Below are 25963 nucleotides of genomic sequence, written 5' to 3'. Positions count from 1 at the left end.
CTCCGCAGACGGGGCGGACGTGGCAAGGATGACCCTCCCGCCGAAGATCCGCCGGTGCTTCAATGTCACCCCCTGGGTGGAGGAGCGAGGGCATGGGCAGAGTCCTGGTGACCGGTGGCAGCGGTTTCGTCGGCAGCCATCTGGTACGTCGGCTGCTGGAGCGGGGTTACGACGTGCACGCCACCGTGCGCAGTCTCGCGAACTCGGCGAAGGCGCGCCCGCTACGGGACATGCAGGGCGAATTCCCCGGCCGACTCTCCCTGTTCGAGGCGGACCTCCTCAAGGAGGGCTCCTTCGACGAGGCCATGGCGGGCTGCCGCGTGGTCTTCCATGTGGCCTCGCCCTTCTTCATGCCGGAGAAGATCAAGGACGGGCAGAAGGACATGGTCGACCCGGCCCTGACCGGCACCCGCAACGTCCTGGCCGGCATCGAGCGCACGCCGACGGTGGAGCGGCTGGTGTTCACCTCCACGGTCGGCGCCATCTTCGGTGACTACGCCGACGTACGGGCCATGGACGGTCAGATCCTGTCGGAGGAGTACTTCAACACCAGCAGCACGGTGGAGAACAACCCGTACCACTACGCCAAGACGGTCGCCGAACGCGCTGCCTGGGACGCGGAGGCCGCGCAGGGCCGCTGGCGCATGGTGTCCGTCAACCCCGGTCTGATCCTGGGCCCTTCGCTCACGCCCGCCTCCGAGTCCGGCAGCCTCTTCCTCCTGGAGGAGCTGTTCAAGGGCTACTTCTTCTACGGCGCCCCGGACTTCAGCTTCACCACGGTCGACGTCCGTGACGTGGCCGACGCCCACATCGCGGCGGCGGAGAAGCCCGACGCGAAGGGCCGTTACATCCTGGCCGCGCAGACCATGACGTCGTTCCACGAGATGTCCCGCATCATCCGTACCCGATACCCCCGCGGCCTGCGCATCCCGCGCACCGCGCTCCCCCACTGGCCGGTGCGCGTCCTAGGCCCCGCCTTCGGACTCACCCAGGACTACATCCGCAAGCATCTCGGCATCCGCTTCCGCGTGGACAACAGCCGCAGCGTGAACGAACTGGGCCTCGTCTACCGCCCGGTCGAGGAGACGGTCCTCGACCACTACGAGGCATGGCGCGCCCAGCAGGGCAAACGCTGATCCTCACCGCGAGCAGAGGCCCGTACGCGACGAAGGTCACAGTTACATCTCACGCTTTTCACACTTCAATCTTCACGCGAGCCTCACAAGTTGGCTAAGTTGACGGCGAGCAGCACGACGGAAGGGGCATGACTTTCATGGCGCCGGATCGAACATCGCGCAATGGAGGATTCAGCCTCCCGGCCAAGCGCAACTCCGCCCTCGCCACGGCGGCCATGGCCTCCGCGGCCCTCCTCTCGCAGACCGGGAACGCCGCGGCCGACGAGGGGCCGAGCCATGACGAGGTGAGCCGACGGGTCACCAACCTCTACGACCGGGCCGAGAACGACTCCGGCACCTACAACGCCACGCGCGCGGCCGGAACGGCGTCGAGCACCCGCGGCCGCACCGGTTCGTCGACCGGCGGTGGGAGCAGGGCAGGCGGTGGGAGCAGGGCAGGCGGCGATCCCGCCCTCGACGACATCGCCAAGCAGTGGTACGGCAGTGCCCGAGCGAAGACGGGCCCCATGGTCGCGGCGGTCCTGCCCTCCGACCGCACCGCCGCCCGCCGTGCCGAGCCACGGCGCCAGCGGCCGGCGGACGCCTCCACGGCACGCGAACCGAAGCCGGCCGCCGAACGGCCCGAGCTGACCGCCCGACCGATGCTCGCCCTGCCCAGCGCACCGGAACCGGCCCCGGCCGCCCTCCCCGCGGCCCAGACGCCCTCATGGGCCTCGGAACCGGCCCCGCAGGACCTCACCGGCACCGGCGAAATCCCCACCGTGCGTGCCGCTCAACCGGCCACGGGGGTCCCGGAGTACACCCCGTACCCCCCTCAACCCGTCACCGGCGTCCCGGAGTACGCGCCGCAACTCCTGACCGTTGCGCCCGAGTACACCCCGCAATCCGCAACCCAACCCGGCACCGCGATACCGACGTACCCCGAGTACAGCCCGCAGCTCGGCGCCGGAGTCCCGGAGTACGCACCCCAACTCCTCACCGCTGCGCCCGAGTTCGCGCAGCAGCTCCCCACCGGTGTGCCTGAATACGCACCACGGCCCGGCACCGCGATACCGACGTACAGCCCGCAAGCCGACACCGGCCTACCGGACTACATCGCGCGAACCACCACCGGTATCCCCGAGTACACCTCGCAACCCGGCACGGGATTCCCCGACCAGTCCGGGCAGCTCAGCAGCGCCCTGCCCGAGTACACCGCGCAGACCACCACCGGCTTCGCGGACTACAGCGGTCAACTCGGCACCGGGCTACCTGAGTACGCCGCGCCGGCCGCCACGGGCTTCCCCGAGTACTCCGCACAGAACACCACAGTCTTCCCGGAGTACGCCGCGCAACAGACCACGGGAAACCCCGAGTACTCCGCCCTCACCGCCCCCCTCGCGACGATCGCACCCCCGCCGGTCGACATCGCCCGAACCACCCCGTCCGCCCCGACCTCGACTCAGAGCATCCCGGCCATCCCGGCCCCCCGCACTCCCGAGCAGGCCTGGCAGACATCCCAGCCGGCCCCGGCGCCGGCCCCCGCCGCCGCATCCTTGACCCTGGCCCCGGCCCCCGCCCTCCCCGTCAACGAACCCGAGCTCCCCACCCCCGACCCCGGTTACGACTCGAAGGTCATCCAGGTCCTCGCCTTCGCCCGTTCCCAGATCGGCAAGCCGTGTGTCTGGGGCGCGGCGGGCCCGGGGTCGTACGACAACTCCGGTCTCACCCAGGCCGCCTGGAAGGTCGCCGGCGTCTCCCTGCCCCGCACCTGCGTCGGTCAGGCGAGCACCGGCACGGCGGTACCGCTGTACGCGATGCAACCCGGTGACCTCGTCTTCTTCCACGACGACTTCAGCCATGTGGGCCTGTGCACCGGCAACGGCATGATGATCCACGCCCCGGGCCCGGGAGCGTCCATCCGCGAGGAGTCGATCTACCCGACCGGCGAGTCGATCATCCGGGGCGCCATACGACCCGCCTGACCCGCCTGACTCCGCCCCGCCCCCGCGCCGGCCCGCACCGCCGCCGCGGGAGCCCCCGGCACGGCACTCCCTTCACGCACGCCTCTGGACGCCTCCCGAGCACCTCGCCTAGGGTTCCGGAGAAAGCGCTTTCTGGCCTGACCATGCCAACCTGGGAGTGCGTCTCGTGCCGCACCAGCAATGGACCCGCAAGTCCTTCCTCCAGGGAATGGCCGCCGTCGGCGCGGCCCCCTTCCTCCCCGGCCTGATCCCGGCGAACGCCCAGGCGGCCTCCTCGGGCCGCCCCGACTTCGCGCTGGCCACGGGAGGCACGGCCGTCGGCATCTTCGTGGACGCGGCGGACGACCCCGCCGTCGTGCGCGCCGCGGGCGACCTCCAGGCGGATGTCGAGCGCGTCTCCGGGACGAGACCCGACCTGCTGCGCACGCTGCCCCGGAGCGCCCCCCTGCTCGTCCTGGTGGGCACCCTCGGCGCGAGCCCCGCCATCGACCGCCTCGCCGCACAGGGCCGCCTGGACGTCTCCCGGGTGAAGGGCCGCTGGGAGGCGTCCGTGACCCAGGTGATCGAGCGTCCGCTGCCCGGCATCGACCGTGCCCTGGTCATCGCGGGCAGCGACCGGCGCGGAACCGTCTACGGGATCTACGACACCTCGGAACGCATCGGCGTCTCCCCCTGGTACTGGTGGGCCGACGTCCCCGTCGAGCGCCGGGACACGGTGACCGTCCCCTCGGGACCCTTCACCCGCCACGAACCCTCGGTCCGCTACCGCGGCGTCTTCATCAACGACGAGCAGAACCTGACCACGTGGTCCCATCGCACCCAGGAGACCGACAAGAACATCGGCCCCGAGACGTACCGGCGCGTTTTCGAGCTGCTGCTGCGCCTGAAGGCCAACTACCTGTGGCCCGCGATGCATCCGTACTCCGACTTCTTCAACAAGTACCGCGAGAACCCCGAACTCGCCGACCGCTACGGCATCGTCGTCGGCTCCAGCCACCCCGAGGCCCTGCTGCGCAACGGCGTCCACGAGTGGGAGCCGTGGATCGCGGAGCACCCGAACCCCGACGGCAGCGCGCCGGTGTACGACTACACGGTCAACCCCGCCGTGATCTCCGACTACTGGAGAGCCCGCGCGCGACAGAACGCCGCGTACGAGAGCAGCTGGACGCTCGGCATGCGCGGTCTGCACGACAGCGCGCTGGAGACGAAGTACGCGACCACGATCCCGGAGAAGGTCGTGGTGATGAACGACATCATCGCCGACCAGCGACGGATCCTCGCCGAGGAGGTCGGGGCCGCGGCCGAGCCGCAGATCTTCATCCCGTACAAGGAGGTCCTGGACCTGTACAACGCGGGCGTCCAGGTCCCCGACGACGTCACGCTGATCTGGCCGGACGACAACCACGGCAACATGCGCCAGCTGCCGACCGAGGCGGAGCGGGCGCGGCCGGGCGGCAACGGGATCTACTACCACCTCTCCTACTGGGGCCGCCCGAAGAGCTATCTGTGGCTGGACACGACCCAGGTGGCCAAGGTGTGGCAGGAGCTGCGGCGGGTGTACGAGCACGGCACCGACCGCATGTGGATCTTCAACGTCGGTGACCTCAAGTCGATCGAGACCGGCCTGTCCTTCGCGATGGACATGGCCTGGGACGTGAACCGCTGGGAGGCGGGCGAGGTCGAGGACTTCCTCGCCGAGTGGGCCGGGCGGCAGTTCGGGCACCGGCACGCCCACGAGATCGCCGCGATCCGCACCGAGTACTACCGGCTCGCCGGGGAGCTGCGCCCCGAGTTCATCGCGGCGGGACTCGTGTCCGTCGTCCACCACGGCGACGAGGCGGGGCGCCGGATGGCGGCGTACGACCAACTCCTCGCGCGGGTACGGGCGGTGGGGGCAGAACTCCCGGAGGTGTACCGGGACGCCTTCTACGAGCTGGTCGAATACCCGGTGCACGGCGCCTACTTGATGAACCTGAAGTACTACTGGGCGGATCGCAACGCGCTCGCCGCACGGCAGGGCCGCGGGGCCGGCACCAACCGTTTCGCGGACCTCGCGCTGGCCGCGCACACGGCGGAGGCGGCGCTCACCAACCGGTACAACACCGAGGTGGCGGGCGGGAAATGGGACGGGATCGTCAATCCGTATCCGTCCCAGATCCCGAAGGCGCCGGGACGCCCGGCCGTCACCAGGGTGACCCGGCAGGAGACCTCGGGGCTCGGGGTGGCGGCCGAGGGCAACGAGACCGGGGCCGCCCGGCCGCTGTCGTTCTCCTCGTACACCCGTGACCAGCGCTTCGTCGACGTCTTCAACACCGGTTTCCTGCCGCTGGACTGGGTCGCCGAGGCCAGTCACCCCTGGGTGGTGCTCAGCGTCTCGGGAGGCTCGCTGACCGAGCAGCGGCGGGTGTGGGTGGAGATCGACTGGGAGCGCGCGCCGGAGGGGGCGCAGGAGGCCACGGTCGTCTTCACGGGCGCCGGGCAGCGCCATGACGTGCCACTACGGGTGGACAACGGCCGCAGACGGGTGCGCGGCTTCGTCGAAGCCCACGGTTACGTGTCGATCGACGCGGCACATGCCGACCGGAGGGTGGCGCGCGGCGGCTGCCGCTGGCGGACCGTGCGCGGACTGGGACGTCGTACGGGAGCCGTCGAGGCCGTTCCGCCCACGGCGGCTCCGATCACCGGTGACTTCGACGCGCGGGCACCGGAGTTGCGGTACCGGGTGCGGTTCACCAGCACCGGCACCTTCCCCGTCACCGTCTTCCGGTTGCCCTCGCTGGACGAGCGCGGGCAGCGGCGGCTGGCCGTCGGGCTCGACGACCGGCCGGTGACCGTCCTGTCCGGGCAGGCCGTCGCGACCGGCAACCGGGGTGACGCCTGGGCCCGTCAGGTGGAGGACGGAGTCGAGCGGCTGACCGCCGACGTGACGGTCGCCGAGGCCGGGGAGCATGTGCTGAGGATCTTCATGGTCGATCCGGCGATCGCCGTGGACCAGATCCTGATCGACACGAGCGGGCTGCCCGCCACGTATCTCGCGCCGCCGGAGAGCTACCACCCGGTGTTCAACCCCGAGCCCGCACCCGGCCGGGGCCTGGAGGCGCCGGACCAGTAGCGCCACGGCTTCGTGCGGGCCGCCGGTCCCCCGTGCCGGCGGCCCGCACGCGTCGCGGCCGGCGCTGCCGTCCCCGCGGGGAGACAGGCGTATCCGACGAGCCGCCCTCCCCCCACTGCGGCCCGCCGGAGCTTCAATGTGCTGGAGTACATCCGAGAACGTCGATGTTGCTCGGATGAAGTGTGGGTCAGCGAGGTACAGGGCCGGTATGGGTACAACTGCGTATGAGCGGATGCTGTCGGTCGCCGTGGCCGCGCTCCACGAACGCGCCCCTGAGCGGCTGTGGCCCCTGCTCGCGGCCGAACTACCGGTGCTGTGCGGGGGCGACGCCCTGATCTACAAGCTGGACGACTGGAACGAGCGCGAGGGCACGCTGGGACTGTCCCCCGGGGCCGACGCGGAGTTCGCCTCGATCGGCGACGAGGAGACGGGACTGCTGCGCGCGGGCTACCCGTTGGCCGGGCACTACGCGGGCAGAGCGGACCGGGCGCCGGTCACGGCCCGCCGGGTGGCCGGCCGTTCCTGGTCGGGGAGCCCGACCGCCCGGCTGCTCGACGACCTTCTGGACGTCGACCACGTGCTGGGGATTCCGCTGCCGCAGTCGACCACCCCGGTCACCGGGTGCCTGGTCTACCGCTCCGGGCGGGACTTCACCGACGACGAACTGCGTCTGGCCGAGCAGTTGCAACCGCTGCTGGCCGCCGTCGAACAGCAACGGCAGCTCCTGCGGCGGCTCAACGCCCCGTCCGAGGAGGCGGCCGACCTGGCGCTCACACCCCGGGAGACGACCGTACTGCTCCTGCTCGGCGACGCCCTGACCGCCGTGTCGATAGGCCGCAGGCTCGGGATATCCGAGCGGACGGTGCACAAGCACATCGCGAACATCTACCGCAAACTCGGCACGCACGACCGCGTCAGCACGGTGCTGCACGCCCAGCGGCTCGGTCTCGTCCCTACGGCATCGGCGGCCCGCCCTTGAGGCGTTCCAGGTCGGAGGGGCGGACCTGGATGACCACGACGGCGATGAGCGCGGCGAGCACCGCGAAGATCGCGGCCACGACGAAGGCGGCCGAGACACCGGCGGTCAGGACCTCGTCGCCCCAGGTACCCGGGAGCACTCCGGTGCGGGCGAACAGCCGGCGTTCCGCCGGGGTGGCCTCGGCGAGGAAGAGGGGCACCTGCTTCTCCGCCTCGTTGGTGCTGGCCGTGCCGAACATGGTGACCAGGATGGACAGACCGAGCGAACCGCCCACCTGCTGCGTGGCGTTGAGGAGCCCGGAGGCCGCGCCGGTCTCCGGGGTGGGCACGTTGGAGAGCGCCATCAGGGTCAGCGACACGAACTCCATGCCCATGCCCAGGCCGAAGACGAGCATCGGCCCGAGGACGCTGCCCGCGTAGGTGGAGTGGATGTCGGTCAGGGTCAGCCAGGCCAGCCCGGCCGCCGCGAGGATCGCGCCGCCCACCATGAAGGGCTTGGGCCCGTACACGGGCAGGAACCGCGAGGCGAGACCGGCGCCGACCGCGATGACGGCGCTGACCGGCAGGAACGCGAACCCGGTCGCCAACGGGCTGAAGTCCAGGACGTTCTGCGTGAAGAGGGTCAGGAAGAAGAACATGCCGAAGATCGCGGCCGCGAGGCACAGCATGATGCCGTAGGTGCCCGCGCGGTTGCGGTCGGCGAACATGTGCAACGGGGTGATGGGCTGCCGGGACCGCTTCTCGATCAGCACGAACACCACGAGGAGGACCACCGCGGCGGCGAACGAGGCCACCGTGAACGCGTCCCGCCAGCCCTCCTGGGCAGCCCTGATGAAGCCGTACACCAGCAGCACCATGCCCGCGGTGGCGGTCAGCGCGCCCGCGATGTCGAAGTTGCCGGGATGCCGCTCGGACTCGCGGATGAAGCGGGGCGTGGCGAGTGCGATGAGCAGTCCGATGGGGACGTTGACGAACAGCACCCACCGCCAGTTCAGCCACTCGACGAGGACTCCGCCGGCCAGCAGCCCGATCGCGCCGCCACCGGCCGAGACCGCGGCGAAGACGCCGAAGGCCCGGTTGCGCTCGGGGCCTTCGCGGAAGGTCGTGCTGACCAGGGAGAGGGCGGTCGGGGACGCGATGGCACCACCGACGCCCTGGAGGGCACGGGCGGCGAGGAGTTGGCCCTCGTTCTGGGCGAGCCCGCCGAGCAGCGAGGCGAGCACGAACAGCAGCACACCGCAGACGAACATGCGGCGTCTGCCGAGGATGTCGCCGGTCCTGCCGCCGAGCAGCAGCAGCCCGCCGAAGGTGAGGGTGTACGCGTTGACCACCCAGGCCAGGCTGGTGGTGGAGAAGTCCAGGGAACGCTGGATGTCCGGGAGCGCGATGTTCACGATGGTGATGTCGAGCACCACCATGAGCTGGCAGGACGCGATGACCAGCAGTGCCATGGCGTTTCCGCCCCCGCCGGAGTCCGGTGGGGTGGTCCGTGGTGCAGAACTCGCCTGCGGGTCAGTGCTCATGGTCTCCGTTCGACGGTACGCCCGAGCCCTGGCCCTCACCACTCGAGGACGTGACACCCCCATGCGTCCAGGGACACGAACAGACCGGAGTCGGTCAGTTCGTCTCCGTCACGGTCGTACACCGCCCCGGTGAGCAGGTCGGTCGCACGGCACGTGCGGCCCCCGAGGTCGTCCCACGGCAGGGTCAGCCTCGCCTGGGCCTGGTGGTCGGAGTGGTTCACGACAACCAGGTGGCGGGCGTCGGCGTGCGTCCAGGTCCAGGCCAGCAGGTTGCGGTGGGTGTCGTCGTCCGGCCGGCCCGTCGGTGTCACCGGCCGCCAGTCTCCCCGGCGTACGGCGGCAGCGGTGGGCAGCAGTCGGCCGTAGAAGTCCCGCAGGGACTCGTCGACGGGCTCCTGCGGCCTGCGGCGCAGGAACACGGGGAGCCGCACCCGCCGACCCTCGAACTGGCCCTCGTGCCAGAGCGTGGCACCGGGCAGCGTCGCCACGGCCACGGCCGCCGCCCGTCCCCGGTCGCCCGGCAGGGTGGCGGCGGCCCGCGGTTCGTCGTGGTTCTCCAGGAAGCGGACGAGGCCGCGCTGGTGGGCGGGGTCGGCGCCCAGGTGGGCGCGGACGGAGTCGGCGTCCTCGTGGAGCAGGCGGTCATAGAGGCGCTTGTCGTAGCAGTGGTCGAAGCCCTGCTGCTGGAGAAGCTGTTCGCGGTCCCAGTAGGCCTCGGCGACGAAGAGGAGGTCGGGGTGGCGGGCCCTGACGCGCGGGATGACGTACGGCCAGAAGTCCTCGGCGGGGGCCGGGCCCGCCCGGTCCCCCCAGGTCTTTTCGAAGATGTCGTTCATCAGCAGCATGGCCATGTCGCAGCGCACACCGTCGGCCTGGTCGCCGATCGACACGAGGGTCGCGACGGTCGCCTCCCGGAGTGCGTCGCTGAAGGCGTTCAGCTGCACGACGTCGGGCCAGGGCGGGAAGTACGGGTCCCGGCCGCGGGCGTAGATCCCGGCCCCGGCCCCGGCCCCGGCCTCGAGGAAGTCGGCCGGAGCGCGGGCCAGGTCGCCGGCGGTGCCCTGGACGAGACGGTCGGGGTGCGAGGTGAGCCAGGGGTGGTCGGGGGCCACGTGGTTGGGCACGTGGTCGAGAATCAACCGCACTCCGCGCGCGGCCAGTTGGGCACGGGCGGCGGCCAGTCCGTCCGGGCCGCCGAGCCGGGCGTCCACGACGTAGTCGCGTACGCAGTACGGCGATCCGGCGATGTCCGCGCCCGTGACGTCGGGCAGGGTTTCGCGGAAGGAGGCCACGAGCCCCGGGTCGCGCAGGGCGATCTCCCGGCCGGCCGGGCTGCGTTCCCACACGCCCATCAGCCACACGGTGTCGACGCCGGGGAGCGCGACGGAGTCCCAGACCTCGCCGGGCACGTCTCCGAGGGTGACGGGACGGCCGTGGCGGTGACTCAACTCGCCCAGCCAGACAAGGGTGTTGATCTCGTACAGCACTGTCATGACAAGGGCTCCTCCCGGTCACCGGCCGCCCGCGGGGGGACTCCCCACGGGCGATCCCGTCCCGGCTCAGGCGATCTCGACCAGCAGGTCACCGCCCTCCACCTGCTGGATCTTGTTGATGGCGAGGCGGGAGACCCGGCCGGCCTTCGCGGCGGTGATCGAGGCCTCCATCTTCATGGCCTCGATGGTGGCGACGGTGGCCCCGGCCGCCACCTCGTCGCCCTCGGAGACCGCGAGCGTGACCACTCCGGCGAACGGGGCGGCGACATGGCCGGTGTTGGAGCGGTCGGCCTTCTCCGTGGCCGGGATGTCCGAGGAGACTGCGGCATCGCGGATCTGGATGGGCCGAAGCTGGCCGTTGAGCGTGGACATCACCGTGCGCATGCCCCGCTCGTCGGCCTCGCCGATCGCCTCCAGCGCGATGAGGAGCCGGACACCGGGTTCCAGGTCGACGGCGTATTCCTTGCCCGGGCGAAGGCCGTAGAAGAAGTCCTTGCTGTCCAGCACGCTGGTGTCGCCGTAGGACTGGCGGTGCGTCTCGAACTCGCGGGTCGGGGCGGGGAACAGCATCCGGTTCAGGGTCGAGCGACGGTCCTTCTCCAGGCCCTCGCGGTCCTCGGCGTTCAGTTCCTGGACGGGCTTGGCGTCGGCGCGGCCCTGCAACGCCTTGCTGCGGAAGGGCTCGGGCCAGCCGCCGGGCGGGGTGCCGAGCTCGCCGCGCAGGAAGCCGATCACGGAGTCCGGGATGTCGAAGCGGTCCGGGGTCTCCTCGAACTCCTTCGGCGTCACCCCGGCCCCGACGAGGTGGAGGGCGAGGTCGCCGACCACCTTCGAGGACGGGGTGACCTTGACCAGGTGGCCGAGGATCCGGTCGGCGGCCGCGTACATGGCCTCGATGTCCTCGAAGCGGTCGCCGAGGCCGAGCGCGACGGCCTGGGTGCGCAGGTTGGAGAGCTGGCCGCCGGGGATCTCGTGGTCGTAGACGCGGCCGGTCGGGGAGGCGAGGCCGGCCTCGAAGGGGGCGTACACGCGGCGGACGCTCTCCCAGTACGGCTCCAGGTCGCCGACGGCCCGCAGGTCAAGGCCGGTCGGTCGGTCCGAGTGGTCGGTCGCGGCGACGATCGCGGAGAGCGAGGGTTGAGAGGTCGTGCCGGCCATGGACGCCACGGCACCGTCCACGGCGTCGGCGCCCGCCTGGATCGCGGCCAGGTAGGTGGCGAGCTGGCCGCCCGCGGTGTCGTGGGTGTGGATGTGCACCGGCAGGTCGAACTCACGGCGCAGCGCCGACACGAGCTTGGCGGCGGCGGGGGCGCGCAGCAGGCCCGCCATGTCCTTCACGGCCAGGACGTGGGCGCCCGCGTCCACGATCTGCTCGGCGAGGCGCAGATAGTAGTCGAGCGTGTACAGGCGCTCGTTCGGGTCGGAGAGGTCCGAGGTGTAGCACAGGGCCACCTCGGCGATCGACGTGCCGGTGGCGCGTACGGCCTCGATGGCGGGGCGCATCTGGCTGACGTCGTTGAGGGCGTCGAAGATGCGGAAGATGTCGATGCCGGTCTCGGCGGCCTCCTGCACGAAGGCGTCGGTCACCTCGGTCGGGTACGGGGTGTAGCCGACGGTGTTGCGGCCGCGCAGCAGCATCTGGAGGCAGATGTTGGGGACGGCCTCGCGCAGGGCGGCAAGGCGTTCCCACGGGTCCTCGGCGAGGAAGCGCAGGGCGACGTCGTAGGTGGCGCCGCCCCAGCACTCCAGGGACAGGAGTTCTGGCAGGGTGCGGGCGACGGCCGGGGCGACGGCGAGCATGTCCTTGGTCCGCACACGCGTGGCCAGCAGCGACTGGTGGGCGTCGCGGAAGGTGGTGTCGGTGACGCCGATGGTCGGCGACTCGCGCAGCCAGCGGGCGAAGCCCTCGGGGCCCAGCTCGGTGAGCTTCTGCTTGGAGCCCGCGGGCGGCTCGATGTCCGGCGTCCTGGGCAGCTTGGAGACCGGGTCGATCAGCTCGGGCCGCTCGCCGTGCGGCTTGTTGACCGTCACGTCGGCCAGGTAGGTGAGCAACTTCGTGCCGCGGTCCGCGGAGTGACGGGCCGTCAGCAGGTGTGGGCGCTGCTCGATGAACGAGGTGGTGACGTTGCCCGCCTGGAAGTCCGGGTCGTCGAGGACTGCCTGGAGGAACGGGATGTTGGTGGCCACACCGCGGATGCGGAACTCGGCGACGGCACGCCGGGCCCGGTTGACCGCGGTGGTGAAGTCCCGGCCCCGGCAGGAGAGCTTGACCAGCATCGAGTCGAAGTGGGCGCTGATCTCCGTACCGGCGTGGGTGGTGCCGCCGTCGAGGCGGATGCCGGAGCCGCCGGGCGAGCGGTAGGCGCTGATGCGGCCGGTGTCCGGGCGGAACCCGTTGGCGGGGTCCTCGGTGGTGATACGGCACTGGAGGGCCGCGCCGTGCAGCCGCACCGCATCCTGGGAGAGCCCGAGGTCGGCGAGGGTGGCTCCGGCGGCGATGCGCAGCTGGGCCTGGACGAGGTCGACGTCGGTGACCTCCTCGGTGACCGTGTGCTCGACCTGGATGCGCGGGTTCATCTCGATGAAGACGTGGTTGCCGTCGCGGTCGAGGAGGAACTCGACGGTGCCCGCGTTGCGGTAGCCGATCTCGCGGGCGAAGCGGACGGCGTCGGCGCAGATCCGGTCGCGCAGGTCCGGGTCGAGGTTGGGCGCGGGGGCGAGCTCGATGACCTTCTGGTGGCGGCGCTGAACCGAGCAGTCGCGTTCGTACAGATGGATGACGTTGCCCTGCCCGTCGGCGAGGATCTGCACCTCGATGTGGCGGGGCTCGACGACGGCCTTCTCCAGGAAGACGGTCGAGTCGCCGAAGGCGGAGGCCGCCTCGCGCGCGGCCGCCTCGATGGACTCCCGCAGCTGGGCGGGGTCCTCGACCCGGCGCATACCGCGCCCGCCACCACCGGCGACGGCCTTCACGAACAGCGGGAAGCCGACCTCGTCGGCGGCCCTGACCAGCTCGTCCACGTCGGAGGAGGGCGCCGAGGAGCCGAGCACCGGTACGCCGGCGGCGCGGGCCGCGGCGACCGCGCGGGCCTTGTTGCCGGTCAGTTCGAGGATGTCGGCGCTGGGGCCGACGAAGGTGATGCCCGCCTCCTCGCAGGCACGGGCCAGCTCGGGGTTCTCGGAGAGGAAGCCGTAGCCGGGGTAGACGGCGTCGGCGCCGGCCTTCCGGGCGGCGCGGATGATCTCCTCGACGGAGAGATAGGCCCGCACGGGATGGCCCGGTTCGCCGATCTCGTAGGCCTCGTCGGCTTTGAGTCGGTGCAGTGAGTTGCGGTCCTCGTGGGGGAAGACGGCGACCGTCCTCGCGCCCACCTCGAATCCCGCGCGAAACGCGCGGATCGCGATCTCACCACGGTTGGCGACCAGTACCTTGCGGAGCATTCCCGTTCCCTTCGGCCTGCCGGTGACGCCCCCATGTTCTCGGCAAAGGCCGCCGGTGGCCATGAGAGTCAGGTCACGTGTCGCGGACGGTTTGGGGATGATCTGCGCAGGTACGACGGCGATGACGGCCCGCGGCCCCGGTCATTTCACCGTGCCGGTGAAGGGGGTCACCGGCCGCTCCAGGCGCTCCCCGTCCACGGTGATGTCGACGGCCTCGTTGAAGAAGGCGAGCAGTCCCTTGACGGCACCCACGGCGGGGAGCGGGTCGGGGTAGCTCCAGACGATGTTCGCGTGGTCGCCCACCGACCAGTACCCGGCGGTGCCCTTGTAGGGGCAGGCGGTGTGGTGGTCGGTGGCGTCGAGGAGGTCGAGGCGGACGTCCTCGCGGGGGATGTAGTACCGCGTGGGCAGGCCGGTCTCGAAGAGCAGGACGGGACGCCGGGTGTCGGCGACGACCGTCCCGTCGATCTCCACCTGTACATGGCGGCTGCTGGGCATGGCGTCGACGCGTTTGTGCGGGTCACGGGGGTGGACGAAGATCTCTTCCTCCTCCTCGTACCAGTGGTCGAGGCCGGTCCCCCAGCGCCGGAACCACGCGAAGGCGATGTGGTCGGCGAGGTCGGCGGCCGGGAAGGTCCAGGCGGCGTTCTCGACGAGCTCGCCGTCGACCTCCAGGTCGTAGAAGACCTGGGATCCGGTGTGGGTGCCGGTGGCCGGGTTCTTCGCGGGGCGCAGCAGGTCCTCGCGGACGTCGGCGCGCGGGAAGGCGTACAGCGGGACCGGCACGTCGGGCTCCCAGACGAGGACGGGGCGCCGGCTGTCGACGACCGTGACGTCCCCCTTGCGGCCGCGCACCCAGCGTTCGCTGGGCTCCCACAGCAGGCCTTCCGGGGTGGTCCGTACGTCTCGTGCGGTGGGGAACGTGGTCATGAGCGGCTCTCCCTTCACCTCTTCGGGAAGTTCACCTCTTCAGGAAGTCTGTCAGTCCCGTCAGGAGACGGTCGACGTCCTCCAGGTCGTTGTAGGGGGCGAGGCCGACACGCAGGCCGCCGGTGTCGCCGAGGCCGAGGTGGCGGGAGGCCTCGACGGCGTAGAAGGAGCCGGCCGGGGCCTGTACGCCACGCTCGGCGAGGAACGCGTACGCGTCGGCCGTGCTGTGGTTCTCGAAGGTGAGCAGGACCGTCGGGGTGCGGTCGGCGGCCCGGGAGTGGACGGTGACACCGTCGAGCGCGGCCAGGCCCTCGTCGATCCGGGCGCGCAGGACGTGTTCGTGGGCTTCGAGGGCGGCGAACCCGGCGGCCAGTCGCTCCGGCCGGCTGCCGGTGGCGTCCGGGTCCAGCCGTTCGGCGAGGAAGTCGACCGCCGCCGCCGTGCCAGCGAGGAACTCGTAGGGCAGCGTGCCCAGTTCGAAGCGTTCCGGGACGGCGTCGGTGGAGGGCAGGAGCTTGTCCGGACGCAGGGTCTCCAGCAACTCCGGGCGGGCGGCGAGGACTCCGTGGTGCGGGCCGAGGAACTTGTACGGGGAGCACACGAAGAAGTCCGCGCCGAGCTTCTCCAGGTCCACGAGGGAGTGGGCGGTGTGGTGAACGCCGTCCACGTACACGAGTGCGCCGACCTCGTGGGCCGCCCGGGCGATCGCGGGGACGTCGGGGCGCGTGCCGATCAGGTTGGAGGCGGCCGTGACGGCGACGAGCCTGGTCCGCCCGGACAGTACGGCCCGGATGGCGTCGGCCGTCAACTCCCCCGTCCCCGGGTCGAATTCGGCCCACCGCACCGTGGCGCCCGACTGGACCCAGGGGCGGATGTTGGCGTCGTGGTCGAGGCGGGTGACGACCACCTCGTCGCCGGGTGCCCAGGTTTTGGCGAGGGTGCGCGAGACATCGTAGGTGAGCTGGGTGGCGCTGCGGCCGAAGACGATGCCCGCCGGGTCCGCCGCCAGCAGGTCGGCCATGGCCCGGCGGGCCCCGGTGACGATCCGCTCGGCGTTGCGCTCCCCCAGGGTGATCCGTCCCCGGTTCGACAGGGGCTGCGCGAGCGCGTCGGCGATGGCCCGGATGACGGGCTCCGGGGTCTGGGTGCCGCCGGGGCCGTCGAAGTGGGCGGTCCCGGCGGCGAGGGCCGGGAAGTGGGAGCGGAGGGCGGCGATGTCGTACGTCACGTGCGGCTCCTTGGTCCGACCTGTTGCGGTGCTCTCAGCCTGTCACGCCGTCCGGAGGGTCTCCCGATGAGCCCGGTTCACAGCCATCAGGCCGTCCAGGGCATCCCGGGTGCGGATCAGGTCCGCGATGTGCGCGGAGAGCCGGTCGCGTTCCTCGGCCAACCGCGTCGCACATCCCCCCGCCGCACGCCACCCCCAGGACCGACCCGTCACGGCCATCTCAACCTGTCACGCCGTCCGGAGGGTCTCCCGATGAGCCCGGTTCACAGCCATCAGGCCGTCCAGGGCGTCCCGGGTGCGGATCAGGTCCGCGATGTGCGCGGAGAGCCGGTCGCGTTCCTCGGCCATCCGCACGAGCGCCGCGTCGGACGTCTCCTCGCTCGGTGACTCGACGCACGGCAGGAGCTCGGCGATCGTACGGCTGGACAGTCCGGCCGCGTACATCCGCTGGAGGAAGACCACGCGCTCGACCGCGGTCTCCGTGTAGTGCCGCTGCCCGCTCCCGCTGCGCGTGCTGGTGAGCAGGCCCTGCTCCTCGTAGTAGCGCAGGGCCCGGACGCTGACCCCGGCCCGTGCCGACAACTCCCCGATGCGCACGTGTTCCTCCCTGACGGACTTGACCCTCACGTCGACGTCAGGTTTTAGCGTAACCGCGTGCCCGGGACACGGGCACGACGGATCACGAAGGAGATGTGACGTGACGACGCTATTCACCGGTTTCCGGCTCGGCGGACTGCAGCTGCCCAACCGGGTGGTCATGGCCCCGATGTCCCGCGTGCGGGCCGCAGAGGGCGGTCTGGCGACGCCGTCGATGGCGCGCTACTACGCCCAGCGGGCCACGGCCGGCCTGATCGTCACCGAGGGGGTGCAGCCGAGCCTGATCGGTCAGTCCAATCCGGGCACACCGGGGCTGCACACCGACGAGCAGGTGGCCTCGTGGCGCCAAGTGACCGAGGCCGTGCACACCAACGGGGGCCGGGTCTTCGCGCAGATCATGCACGGCGGGCGGGTCTCGCACCCGGACACCAACGGACTGCGGCCCGTCGGGCCCTCGGCCGTCCCCGCCACCGGCGAGGTGTTCACACCCACCGGACCGCAGCCCGCTCCGGTTCCGCGGGCGTTGGACACCGCGGAGGTGCCCGAGCATGCCGTGTCGTACGCCGAGGCCGCGCGCCGCGCCGTCGACGCCGGGTTCGACGGGGTGGAACTGCACGGCGCCAACGGCTACTTGATCTCGCAGTTCCTGTCCTCCAACGCCAATCTGCGCACGGACCGTTACGGCGGCTCGGTGGCCGGCCGGATCCGGTTCGCCGTCGAGGCGGCCGCCGCGACCGTGGACGCCGTGGGCGCGGAGCGGACCGGGATCCGGCTCTCACCGGGCGGCGGCTTCTGGGGAGTCGAGGAGTCGGACGTCCCCGAGCTGTACACCGCGCTCCTGACCGAGCTGGCCGGGCTGGGACTGGCCTACGTCCATCTGGAGGCCACCGCGCCCGAGGAGACGCTTCTCGACCTGCGCCGGGCCTGGCCGGGCGCGCTCGTCATGAACCCGGTGCTGCCGATGGGCGCCAAGCAGACCGGCCGCTCCGAGGCCGACCACTGGCTGGGGCTCGGCGCCGATCTCATCAGCTTCGGCCGCGCCTTCATCGCCAACCCCGACCTGGTCGAACGGCTGCGCACCGACCTGCCGATCGCCCCCGCCGACGAGGCCACGTACTTCCAGGGCGGTGACAACGGCTATCTGACTTATCCCGCATACCAGTACACGGCATGACGTCCCGGTGGCGGGGACACCACGAATGGGTAACGGGGGTCAACCGTAGGCAACGCCGGGTGGTCTAGCCCGGCATGAAGATCTCTTTCCTGCTCCACAACGCCTACGCGATCGGAGGCACGATCACCACCACGTTCAACCTGGCCCAGGCCCTGGCCGAACGGCACGAGGTGGAGATCGTCTCCGTGCTGCGGCACCGGGAGCTGCCCAACTTCGTGCTGGATCCCCGGGTTTCGCTGCGGCCGCTGGTCGATCTGAGGCAGGAGAAGGATCACCCGTTGCATCAGAGACCGGCGCAAGTGTTCCCGCGCTCGGAATACCGGTACGGGCAGTACAGCGAACTGACCGACCAGCGCATAGCGGAGGCCCTCGCCACCATCGACGCGGACGCGGTGATAGGCACCCGCCCCGGGCTCAACGTGCATCTCGCCGGCCAGGCGCCACCCCAGGTGGCCCGCATCGGCCAGGAGCACCTCACCCTCGACAACCACTCGCCCCGGCTGCGTACCGCGCTGCGCCGGGCCTACCGGGGGCTCGACGTGCTCACCACGGTCACCGAGGCGGACGCTGCCGCCTACCGGCGCAGGATGCGGCTGCCCGGGGTACGGGTGGAAGCACTGCCCAACAGTGTGCCGGACCCCGGACTGCCGGCCGCGGACGGCTCCGCCAAGGTGGTGGTCGCGGCCGGACGGCTGGTTCCGGTGAAGCGGTACGACCTTCTCGTCGAGGCCTTCGCCGCGGTCGCCGCCGAGCATCCGGACTGGCAGCTGCGCATCTACGGCAAGGGCGAGGAACAGGACCGGCTGCGGCGGCTCATCACCGACCTGGGCCTGTGGAACAACGTCTTCCTGATGGGGGCCGCGGCCCCCATGGAGGCGGAGTGGGTGAAGGGCTCGATCGGGGCGGCCACCTCCGACTTCGAGCCCTTCGGCATGACCATCGTCGAGGCGATGCGCTGCGGGCTGCCCGTGGTGAGCACCGACTGCCCGCACGGGCCCGCCGAGATCATCGCGGACCGGGTCGACGGCCGGCTGGTGCCGGTCGGGGACCGGGACGCGCTGGCCGCCGCCCTGCTGGAACTGGTCGGGGACGCCGAGCTGCGCCGCCGTATGGGCCGGGCGGCCCTGGAGAACGCGCGCCGGTTCGCTCCCGGTCCCGTGGTCGAGCAGGCCGAGCGGCTCATCGCGGAGGCCGTGTCGGCGCGGCGGGCGGGCCGGCGGGTCGTGCGGCAGCGCCAGGGCGGAGCGCTGACCGCCCGGGGCTCCGCCGCCAGGGACACCGCGCTGATCGCGGCGAGCGGCGCGCTGCGCCTCGTACGGAAGGGACGGTCATGACGACGCCACGCGCCGGATGCGCGATCGACGCGGAGGGCCGGATCACCTTCGCGCTGCCCGCGGGCCACGGGCACGGACTGCTGCTGCGGCTGCGCCCGAAGAAGGGGCAGCCCGAGGAGACCCTGCACGTCCTCGACCTGGACTCCGCCGACGAGGGCCGCACCCAGGCCGTACTGGGCGCGGAACCCGTGCTCGCGGAGGGGCGGTGGGACGTGTTTCTGCTGGACGGGTCCGAGCGCACGCGTCTGCGTCCGGGCCCCCGTGACCTGCGGGTCCTCGTCGACGGACACCTGCGTGAGCGGCGCGGGCCGCTGGCCGTGCGGGTCCCCTATGTCACCAAGGACGGCTACCTCGCGGTGCGGACCTGGCTGCGGCCCGCGCACGCGGAGGCCGGCCGCGTCGACATCACGGGCGCGACGCTGAGGGTCGCGGCCCGGCTGCACGGCGCCTCGCTGGTGGACGGCGCCGAGGTGCGGCTGCGGCTGCGAGGGGGCGAAGGGACCGTGCGCACGGTGGAACCACTGGTCGCGGAGGACGGCCGGAGCTTCTCCTTCACGGTTGACGACGAGACCCTCGACAGCGGTATCTGGGACATGTTCGTACGACCCGCTCCCGGAGCCCCGATGATCCGGCTCGCCCGCCTCCTGGACGACGTGGCGGACCGCAAGCATGTCCACGTCTATCCCGGCGCCATGGCCGGCGAAGTCCTCGTGCGCCCGTACTACACGGTCGACAACGATCTGTCCCTGGAGGTGAAGCGGACCGGCTGAGTGTCACTCCCGCCGCGGATCAGCCCCAGAGCACATGCAGCGTGGGTGGCTTGCGGAAGACCAGGCCGTGGGGGGCGGCCGGATGGTCCGGGTCGAGGCGGAGGGCGGGGAGACGGTCGAGCAGGTGCCGCAGCGCGATGCGGGTCTCCAGACGGGCCAGGTGGGCGGCGAGGCAGTAGTGGGGGCCGTGCGCGAAGGCCAGTTGGAGGCGGGCGTTCGGGCGGCGGACGTCGAAGCGGTCGGGGTCGGGGAAGACCGCGGGGTCCCGGTTGGCGCCGGTCAGGGAGACGGTGACGAGGTCGCCCCGGCGGATCGCGGCCGGGCCGAGGGTGAGGTCACGGGTGGCGTAGCGGTCCACGACGGCCGCGCCGGGTTCGAGGCGCAGCGACTCCTCGATCGCGTTGTCCAGCAGGGCGAAGTCGGCCTGGACGAGCGCGAGTTGGTCGGGGTGCCGGAGGAGGTGCAGCAGCGCGTTGGTGATCATCGCCTCGGTGGTCTCTATGCCGCCGAACATCAGCACGGCGGCGTTGGAGGCGACCTCCGGCAGCGCCAGCCGGCCGGCGGCGGAGGTCAGGAGCGAGGAGTCGGCCCCTTGCGCGACGGTGGCCTCGACCGCTCGCCGCAGCTGTGCGTACGCCTCCGGGCCCGCGGGTTCCGCCGGGCGGCCCTCCGTGATGTCCGAGACCGACCGCACGATGGCGTCGTACCAGGCGAGCACCGTGTCCGTGCCGGCGTCCACCAGTCCGAGCGCCTCGGTGACGACGGCGACGGCGAGCGGGCCGGCGAAGGCGCGGCGCAGTTCGGCGGCGCCCGCCGCTTCGAGTCCGGTGACGAGCCGGTCGGTCTCCCGCTCGATGAACTCGACGAATCCGTCCCGCACCGCACGCGGGCGAAAGGGCGCGGTGAACGGCTCGCGGTGGCGGGTGTGTTCGTCGCCGTCCAGGGAGAGCATGCTCGGGCCGACGATCCGGGCGGTCGAGAAGCGGGGGTCGTCGACGGTGAAGGTCTCGGCGTCCCGCATCACGTCGAGCGCGAGATCGCGCCGGGTCACCAGCCAGCCGTTCAGCGCGGGCAGCCAGGACACGGGTTCGTGCGCGCGGAGGTCGGCCAGGCGCGGGTGGGGGTCACCGGCGAGTTCGGCCGACGTGGTGGCTGCGCCGAGCAGGAATGCGATCACGCCCCAGGCTAACCCGGCGGAAAACCGATGGAGGATGCGCGCGGGGCGGCCTACGCTGCTCGACGATGACGACTCACACTCCTGAACGATGGGGGGTCCCGTCCGCGCAAGGTGAGCGCTGATGCTCACTTCGACCGCGAACGAGGACATCCGTACGTCCTTCTGGCCGCGCGTGCGCGAGTTCGCCGTGCCGGCCTCCATGATCGAGACCGCGACCGCCCGTCGCCTCACCGGGGACTGGTCGGGGGCGTGTGCCGCCGCGGGCTTCGACGTCGATCTCAACCTCCGTGCGACGGCACGCGATCACGGCCGGGAGCTCGCGTCCCGGGTCCGGTCCGATCTCCGCGCCCTCGCTCCCGACCTGCTGCGCTGGCACCTGCCGAGGATCGCTCCTGACGGGCTGCTGCGGCCCGGGGTGACCCTGACCCTGGCGCGGTACGAGGCCGTCGAGGGCCCTGTGCATCTCGTGGCCAGGACCGCGCCCGCCTGGGCGGATGCCGGGCAGCGGATCAGCCTCGCCCTGTGGTCCCGGTCCACCGCCGACGCCGTAGGGCATCCGCATCCGCGTCCGAACCGACGGTTCCGCCTGGACCTGCACCGGCATCTGTGGGATGCGGGCCGCGCCGGGGAGTTGCGGGCGCGGTCGGGAGCCGGTGAGCCCTCCTTCGGGTCGGCTACCCGTCAACCATCCCTGACTGCACCGGAGTTGGCCGTACCGCCCGACTGTGCCGTCGACCGTTGGGGGGCCGAGGCGCGGATACTGCTCTCAGCCGAAGGCCGGGCCGCTGGTTGTCTGTTGGTGCGGTGGGGCGGACGGCACCGGCTGGTGCTGGAGCTCGCCACGGACGACGACCTGATCCGTCCCGTGTCGGCACCCTCGGCCGATGTCGTCTCCGCGCTTCCCGTCCTGCCCGACGCGGCGACCTGGGTGCTGCCCGACCTCCGGCTGCTGCGCGCCGGTGCGATCTCGGCGGATCGCCTGCACCCCCTGGTCGCCGCCGCGCTGGCACCGGACCGCACGGCCACCGGACCGCCCCGCGCCCCCGACCGGGCCGGACCGCGTCTCGTGGAGTGCCGGGGGGCCCGCCACCGGATCGGCCTGGTCGACGGGGTGCTGGCCCCGCTGGACCACGACCCGGACGAGATCCGGCGGGAGGAACTGCTGGTCGCGCTGACCGGCACCCCGCTCCCCTGCCTCCAGGCGATCGACGAGGCACACCGCCGTCCGCACTGTCTGGACGGCGTGCGCGAACGTCTCGTGCACGGCGACACCGCCGGCGCGCTGGCCGTCGTGGAGGGACTGCTCGGGCCCGAGGCGCTGCTGCGCACCGGTCCCCTACGGGACGCACTGGAGGCGGCCGCGCTGCAGCGCATCACCTACGGCCTGTTCAGGGCGGGCCTGACAGGACCCGGGCCCGCCTGGTTCCGCCCGCGTCCGAGCGGACGCGACTCCCGGAACCGGCGTACCCATCCGCGGCACGCGAACTGATTCCCCGGCCGGGGAAAGCCGCCCCGCGCTCTCTCACCCACTCACTCCTAGCCCACAGGTGATCACTCATGCCCATGACCGGCCCTGCCCCCGCCTCCCAACTCGACATCGCCGCCGACCTGTTGACCCTCCTGCGCGACTCCACCACCGAACCGCGCCCCGACTCCCAGCTGGAGGCCCTCACGCTGGCCGTGGCCGCGGATCTGCCGGTGCTGCTGTGGGGTGAGCCGGGCATCGGCAAGACCGCGGCCCTGACCCAGCTCGCCACCGCACTGGACCTGCCGCTGACCACGGTGATCGCCAGCGTGCACGAGCCGTCCGACTTCTCGGGGCTGCCCGTGGTCGGGGACGATCCCGCGACCCAGGGCGTTCCGATGGCCCCGCCGGACTGGGCGGTGCGGCTGGTGCGGGCCGGCCGGGGACTGCTGTTCCTGGACGAGTTGTCCACCGCGCCGCCCGCCGTCCAGGCCGCGCTGCTCAGGCTCGTCCTGGAACGGCGGATCGGCGCGCTCCGACTGCCGCCCGGGGTACGGATCGTGGCCGCCGCCAACCCCCGGTCCTCGGCGGCCGACGGCTGGGAACTGAGCCCGCCGCTGGCCAACCGGTTCGTCCATCTCCAGTGGACCCACGACCACGAGGTCGTCGTCCGCGGCCTCGGCGGGACCTGGCCGCGGGCCACCCTGCCGCGGCTCGATCCGCGGAAGCTGCCGGAGGCCGTGGAGTTCGCCCGCCGCGCGGTGTGCGGACTGCTCGCCGCGCGGCCCACGCTCGTGCACCGGCTGCCCACCAACGAGACCCGGCGGGGCGGTCCCTGGCCGTCACCGCGAAGCTGGGACATGACGCTGTCCCTGGTCGCCTTCGCGACCGCGGCCGGCTCCGCGCGGGACGTGCTCTCCCTGCTGGTCCGGGGCACGGTGGGCGACGGCCCGGGCCTGGAGCTGCTGGCGAGCCTGGACCGGCTCGACCTCCCGGACCCGGAGGACGTGCTCGCCGACCCGGCGGGGGCTGTCCTGCCCGAGCGGGGCGACCTGCGGCAGGCCGTGCTCGACGGTGTGGTGGCGGCCGTACGCGCGCGTCCGGACCGTGGCCGCTGGGACGCGGCGTGGGCGGTGCTGGTCCGGGCGCTGGAGACCGGGGCCCCGGACCTGGTGGTCGTGCCCGCGACCACGCTCGCCTCGCTGCGGCAGCAGGACTGGGACGTGCCGGCCACGATCGAGAGGCTCGCCGGAACGGTGGCGCTGTCCCGGCGGGCGGACCGGGCGGCGGCCGCCTCCAAGGGCCGGCGATGACCATGAACACCCCCGAAGAGATGAACACCAGCACGTCCGAGGAGATGAGCGCTCACCCGTCCGAGGAGGGGGGCCGCCTGGACCGCGACAAGCTGTTCGCCGCCCGTCTCCACGCCGCCCGGGCCCGCCCGTACCTCGCCACCGCGCTGTTCGCCCTGCACACCGTCGAGTCGAAGCGGGTGCCGACGATGGCCGTCGACCGGCACTGGCGGTGCTACGTCTCCCCGGCCTTCGTGGACCGGATGCCGGTGGAGGAGTTGGCGGGCGTGTGGGTGCACGAGGTGTCCCACCTGCTGCGCGACCACCACGGGCGCGGTGACCGCCTCGCCCGGGAGCGCGGGCTGACCGGGGTCGGGGACCGGCTGCGGATGAACATCGCCGCGGACTGCGAGATCAACGACGACGTGTACGGCGACGGCCTGGTTCAGCCCGAAGGTGCCGTGCGGCCGTGGCGGTTGAAGCTGCCCGAGGGTCAGCTCATGGAGGAGTACGTGGGCGGGATCAGCCTCGGTGCGCTCACCCTTGACCTGTCCTGGCTGGACTGCGGCAGCGGTGCCGACGGTCTGGAGCGCGCGTGGGACCTGGGCCCCGACGGGGCGGACGGGCTGAGCGAGCAGGAGCGGGACGCGGTCCGCTTCCGGGTGGCGCAGGGCATCAAGGCGCGTCCGGGGAGCACCCCGCAGGGCTGGCAGCGGTGGGCGGAAGAGGCGTTCCATCCGTCCCAGCCGTGGCGGGACCTGCTGGGCGCGGCGCTTCGCTCGGCGGTCTCGGGGTCCGGCTCGGGCGACGACTACAGCTACGGCCGTCCGTCGCGGCGCTCGGCCGGGGTGCCCGGCGCGGTCCTGCCGAGCCTGCGGCGCCGGCCGCCCCGGGTCTGCGTGATCATCGACACCTCCGGCTCGGTCAGCGACGGAGAACTGGGCAGTGCGCTCCTGGAGGTCGCCGCGATCTCCCGTGCCGTGGGCGGCCGCCGTGACCTGGTCCACGTCCTCTCGTGCGACGCGGCGGCCGGGGTGGTCCGTCCGCTGTGCCGGGCCGAGGGCATCCCGCTGGTCGGCGGTGGGGGCACCGACCTGCGCACGGGCTTCGAGAAGGCGCTGCGCTCGCGACCCCGGCCGGACGTCGTCGTGGCCCTGACCGACGGACAGACACCCTGGCCGGCCGCACAGCCCTCATGCCGTACCGTCATCGGTCTGTTCCCCCGGCCGGTAAGGAGCCGGCCGCGACGCGAGAACAATCCCGAGTACGAACCGGACTCACCGCCCGCCTGGGCCCGCGTGGTGGAGATCGGCTCGGCATCCGGAACTCGCTGAACCACAAACCCCCGCGGGGTGGACGTGGGGGCGGTGGCCCACGAGATCATGGGGGTCCGCGGAGTCGGAGCACATCGCGGGCCTGGGTGGGAGGAGCGCCATGACCAATGTCGACGTGCACCAGCATCTGTGGAGCCCGTCGCTGGTGACGGCCTTGAGGGCGCGTCGCGAGCCGCCGTACCTGGACGGCTGGACGCTGTACCTGGACGGTGAGCCGCCCTACGACCTGCCGCCCGCCGACCACGACGTGGCCCTGCGCGCGGAACTCGCCGCCACCGACGGCCTCGGCCTCGCGCTCGTCTCCCTCTCGGCGCCGATCGGCGTGGAGTGGCTGCCCGGGGCCGAGGCGCGGCCGCTGCTCGACGCCTATCACGAGGGCGCGGCCGCGCTGCCCGAGCCGTTCGGGGCGTGGGCCGCCGCCTGTGTGCGGGACATCGATGCCAGGGCGACGGCCGGTCACCTCGACCAGGGGTTCGTCGGCCTCCAGCTGCCCGCCAACGCCCTGATGGACGCGGCCGGTTACGCCCGGTGTGCGCCCCTGCTGGATCTGCTGGAGGAGCGCGACCTGCCGCTGTTCGTCCACCCCGGACCCGCGGCCGGTGGCTCCGAGGGGCCCGGGTGGTGGCCCGCGATGGTCCCCTACGTCCAGCAGATGCACGCCGCCTGGTTCGCCTTCCGCGCCTACGGCCGCCCCCGCCACCCACGGCTGCGGGTCTGCTTCGCGCTGCTGGCCGGGCTCGCGCCGCTGCACGGGGAGCGGTTCGCCGCGCGCGGGGGCGGCGGGACACAGCCGGACCCGTCGGTGTTCGTCGAGACGTCCTCGTACGGGCCGCGCGCGGTCGAGTCCGTCGTGCGCGCCCTGGGCGTGGAAGCCGTGGTCCAGGGCTCGGACCGGCCGTACGCGGAGCCGCCGCAGCACCCCGGCCACGGGCTCGGCGGAGCGGCGGCCTACGCCTTCCGGATCGCCAACCCCCGGCGACTGCTCACCGGGAAGGAATGACGGCGCGGCGCGTTC

17 protein-coding genes and 2 pseudogenes are annotated in these 25963 nt (G+C 72.2%); 11 read left to right on the top strand and 8 right to left on the bottom strand.

The annotated features are described in order from the left end of the window. Positions 1 to 92: 92 nt before the first annotated feature. The 4 genes and pseudogenes from D1369_RS36315 to D1369_RS36300 all read left to right on the top strand — a co-directional run bounded on the left by D1369_RS36315 (position 93) and on the right by D1369_RS36300 (position 7191). Positions 93 to 1136 (top strand): NAD-dependent epimerase/dehydratase family protein, encoded by a 1044-nt coding sequence (locus D1369_RS36315; protein ID WP_007380241.1) that lies wholly within the window; start codon positions 93 to 95, stop codon positions 1134 to 1136. Positions 1137 to 2737: 1601 nt separating this feature from the next. Then, positions 2738 to 3100, top strand: a pseudogene (locus tag D1369_RS44195) (C40 family peptidase); the annotation flags it as partial. A gap of 166 nt (positions 3101 to 3266) precedes the next feature. Continuing rightward, positions 3267 to 6212: a glycosyl hydrolase 115 family protein gene (locus D1369_RS36305; protein WP_240436118.1), complete on the top strand. Its 2946-nt coding sequence runs from the start codon at positions 3267 to 3269 to the stop codon at positions 6210 to 6212. A 208-nt stretch (positions 6213 to 6420) separates the two neighbouring features. Further along, positions 6421 to 7191 carry a LuxR C-terminal-related transcriptional regulator gene (locus D1369_RS36300; RefSeq protein WP_007380244.1) on the top strand — a complete coding sequence of 257 codons (771 nt, stop codon included), beginning with the start codon at positions 6421 to 6423 and terminating at the stop codon, positions 7189 to 7191. Here the strand turns inward: D1369_RS36300 and D1369_RS36295 are convergent. The 7 genes and pseudogenes from D1369_RS36295 to D1369_RS36265 form a co-directional block, all read right to left on the bottom strand. Beyond that, on the bottom strand, positions 7166 to 8641 hold the full coding sequence (locus D1369_RS36295) for an MFS transporter (RefSeq protein ID WP_037899089.1): 1476 nt from the start codon (positions 8639 to 8641) through the stop codon (positions 7166 to 7168). The two genes, D1369_RS36300 and D1369_RS36295, sit on opposite strands and share 26 nt — an antisense overlap. A gap of 107 nt (positions 8642 to 8748) precedes the next feature. Continuing rightward, complete coding sequence (locus tag D1369_RS36290; RefSeq protein WP_007380246.1) at positions 8749 to 10206, bottom strand: alpha-amylase family glycosyl hydrolase; 1458 nt, start codon at positions 10204 to 10206, stop codon at positions 8749 to 8751. 66 nt (positions 10207 to 10272) lie between these two features. Further along, entirely contained in the window at positions 10273 to 13647 is a 3375-nt protein-coding gene (locus D1369_RS36285) for a pyruvate carboxylase (protein ID WP_007380247.1), read from the bottom strand. Positions 13648 to 13788: 141 nt separating this feature from the next. After that, on the bottom strand, positions 13789 to 14577 hold the full coding sequence (locus D1369_RS36280; protein WP_037899090.1) for a DUF427 domain-containing protein: 789 nt from the start codon (positions 14575 to 14577) through the stop codon (positions 13789 to 13791). A 31-nt stretch (positions 14578 to 14608) separates the two neighbouring features. Continuing rightward, positions 14609 to 15805 carry a cysteine desulfurase-like protein gene (locus D1369_RS36275; RefSeq protein WP_118082853.1) on the bottom strand — a complete coding sequence of 399 codons (1197 nt, stop codon included), beginning with the start codon at positions 15803 to 15805 and terminating at the stop codon, positions 14609 to 14611. A 42-nt stretch (positions 15806 to 15847) separates the two neighbouring features. Further along, a pseudogene (locus tag D1369_RS36270) lies at positions 15848 to 15970 on the bottom strand (MerR family transcriptional regulator); the annotation flags it as partial. 63 nt (positions 15971 to 16033) lie between these two features. Then, on the bottom strand, positions 16034 to 16402 hold the full coding sequence (locus D1369_RS36265) for a MerR family transcriptional regulator (protein WP_037903075.1): 369 nt from the start codon (positions 16400 to 16402) through the stop codon (positions 16034 to 16036). Between the two features lie 100 nt (positions 16403 to 16502). Here D1369_RS36265 and D1369_RS36260 point away from each other — a divergent pair, with 100 nt between their 5' ends. From D1369_RS36260 to D1369_RS36250, 3 genes are all read left to right on the top strand, one after another. Further along, positions 16503 to 17576: an alkene reductase gene (locus D1369_RS36260; RefSeq protein WP_007380251.1), complete on the top strand. Its 1074-nt coding sequence runs from the start codon at positions 16503 to 16505 to the stop codon at positions 17574 to 17576. Positions 17577 to 17650: 74 nt separating this feature from the next. Beyond that, positions 17651 to 18910, top strand: coding sequence for a glycosyltransferase family 4 protein (locus D1369_RS36255; RefSeq protein ID WP_118082852.1), 1260 nt, complete (start codon positions 17651 to 17653; stop codon positions 18908 to 18910). Then, positions 18907 to 19680 carry a hypothetical protein gene (locus D1369_RS36250; protein WP_118082851.1) on the top strand — a complete coding sequence of 258 codons (774 nt, stop codon included), beginning with the start codon at positions 18907 to 18909 and terminating at the stop codon, positions 19678 to 19680. The genes D1369_RS36255 and D1369_RS36250 overlap by 4 nt, the downstream gene beginning before the upstream one ends. Positions 19681 to 19699: 19 nt before the next feature. On the opposite strand, the gene D1369_RS36245 is transcribed toward D1369_RS36250, so the two are convergent. Beyond that, complete coding sequence (locus tag D1369_RS36245) at positions 19700 to 20857, bottom strand: cytochrome P450 (protein ID WP_007380254.1); 1158 nt, start codon at positions 20855 to 20857, stop codon at positions 19700 to 19702. Positions 20858 to 20978: 121 nt separating this feature from the next. Here D1369_RS36245 and D1369_RS36240 point away from each other — a divergent pair, with 121 nt between their 5' ends. The 4 genes from D1369_RS36240 (at position 20979) to D1369_RS36225 (ending at position 25948) form a co-directional block, all read left to right on the top strand. Further along, positions 20979 to 22346: a hypothetical protein gene (locus D1369_RS36240; protein WP_118082850.1), complete on the top strand. Its 1368-nt coding sequence runs from the start codon at positions 20979 to 20981 to the stop codon at positions 22344 to 22346. Positions 22347 to 22414: 68 nt separating this feature from the next. After that, positions 22415 to 23635 (top strand): MoxR family ATPase, encoded by a 1221-nt coding sequence (locus tag D1369_RS36235; protein ID WP_118082849.1) that lies wholly within the window; start codon positions 22415 to 22417, stop codon positions 23633 to 23635. 44 nt (positions 23636 to 23679) lie between these two features. Beyond that, positions 23680 to 24948 (top strand): VWA-like domain-containing protein, encoded by a 1269-nt coding sequence (locus D1369_RS36230; protein ID WP_007380256.1) that lies wholly within the window; start codon positions 23680 to 23682, stop codon positions 24946 to 24948. Positions 24949 to 25048: 100 nt separating this feature from the next. After that, positions 25049 to 25948 carry an amidohydrolase family protein gene (locus D1369_RS36225; protein WP_118082848.1) on the top strand — a complete coding sequence of 300 codons (900 nt, stop codon included), beginning with the start codon at positions 25049 to 25051 and terminating at the stop codon, positions 25946 to 25948. The last annotated feature ends 15 nt before the right edge of the window (positions 25949 to 25963 follow it).

This window comes from Streptomyces sp. CC0208 (genome assembly GCF_003443735.1).
Lineage (GTDB): Bacteria > Actinomycetota > Actinomycetes > Streptomycetales > Streptomycetaceae > Streptomyces > Streptomyces sviceus.
The sequence above is the reverse complement of the archived record's forward strand: the minus strand, read 5'-3'. Positions and strand labels throughout refer to the sequence as shown.

Excerpts from the sequence above, each read along its gene's own strand:
- D1369_RS36230 (WP_007380256.1), top strand. The coding sequence starts at position 23,680 with ATGAGCGCTCACCCGTCCGAGGAGGGGGGCCGCCTGGACCGCGACAAG.
- D1369_RS36240 (WP_118082850.1), top strand. The coding sequence starts at position 20,979 with ATGCTCACTTCGACCGCGAACGAGGACATCCGTACGTCCTTCTGGCCG.
- D1369_RS36290 (WP_007380246.1), bottom strand. The coding sequence starts at position 10,206 with ATGACAGTGCTGTACGAGATCAACACCCTTGTCTGGCTGGGCGAGTTG.
- D1369_RS36300 (WP_007380244.1), top strand. The coding sequence starts at position 6,421 with ATGGGTACAACTGCGTATGAGCGGATGCTGTCGGTCGCCGTGGCCGCG.
- D1369_RS36280 (WP_037899090.1), bottom strand. The coding sequence starts at position 14,577 with ATGACCACGTTCCCCACCGCACGAGACGTACGGACCACCCCGGAAGGC.
- D1369_RS36285 (WP_007380247.1), bottom strand. The coding sequence starts at position 13,647 with ATGCTCCGCAAGGTACTGGTCGCCAACCGTGGTGAGATCGCGATCCGC.
- D1369_RS36315 (WP_007380241.1), top strand. The coding sequence starts at position 93 with ATGGGCAGAGTCCTGGTGACCGGTGGCAGCGGTTTCGTCGGCAGCCAT.
- D1369_RS36235 (WP_118082849.1), top strand. The coding sequence starts at position 22,415 with ATGCCCATGACCGGCCCTGCCCCCGCCTCCCAACTCGACATCGCCGCC.
- D1369_RS36250 (WP_118082851.1), top strand. The coding sequence starts at position 18,907 with ATGACGACGCCACGCGCCGGATGCGCGATCGACGCGGAGGGCCGGATC.
- D1369_RS36295 (WP_037899089.1), bottom strand. The coding sequence starts at position 8,641 with ATGGCACTGCTGGTCATCGCGTCCTGCCAGCTCATGGTGGTGCTCGAC.
- D1369_RS36255 (WP_118082852.1), top strand. The coding sequence starts at position 17,651 with ATGAAGATCTCTTTCCTGCTCCACAACGCCTACGCGATCGGAGGCACG.
- D1369_RS36225 (WP_118082848.1), top strand. The coding sequence starts at position 25,049 with ATGACCAATGTCGACGTGCACCAGCATCTGTGGAGCCCGTCGCTGGTG.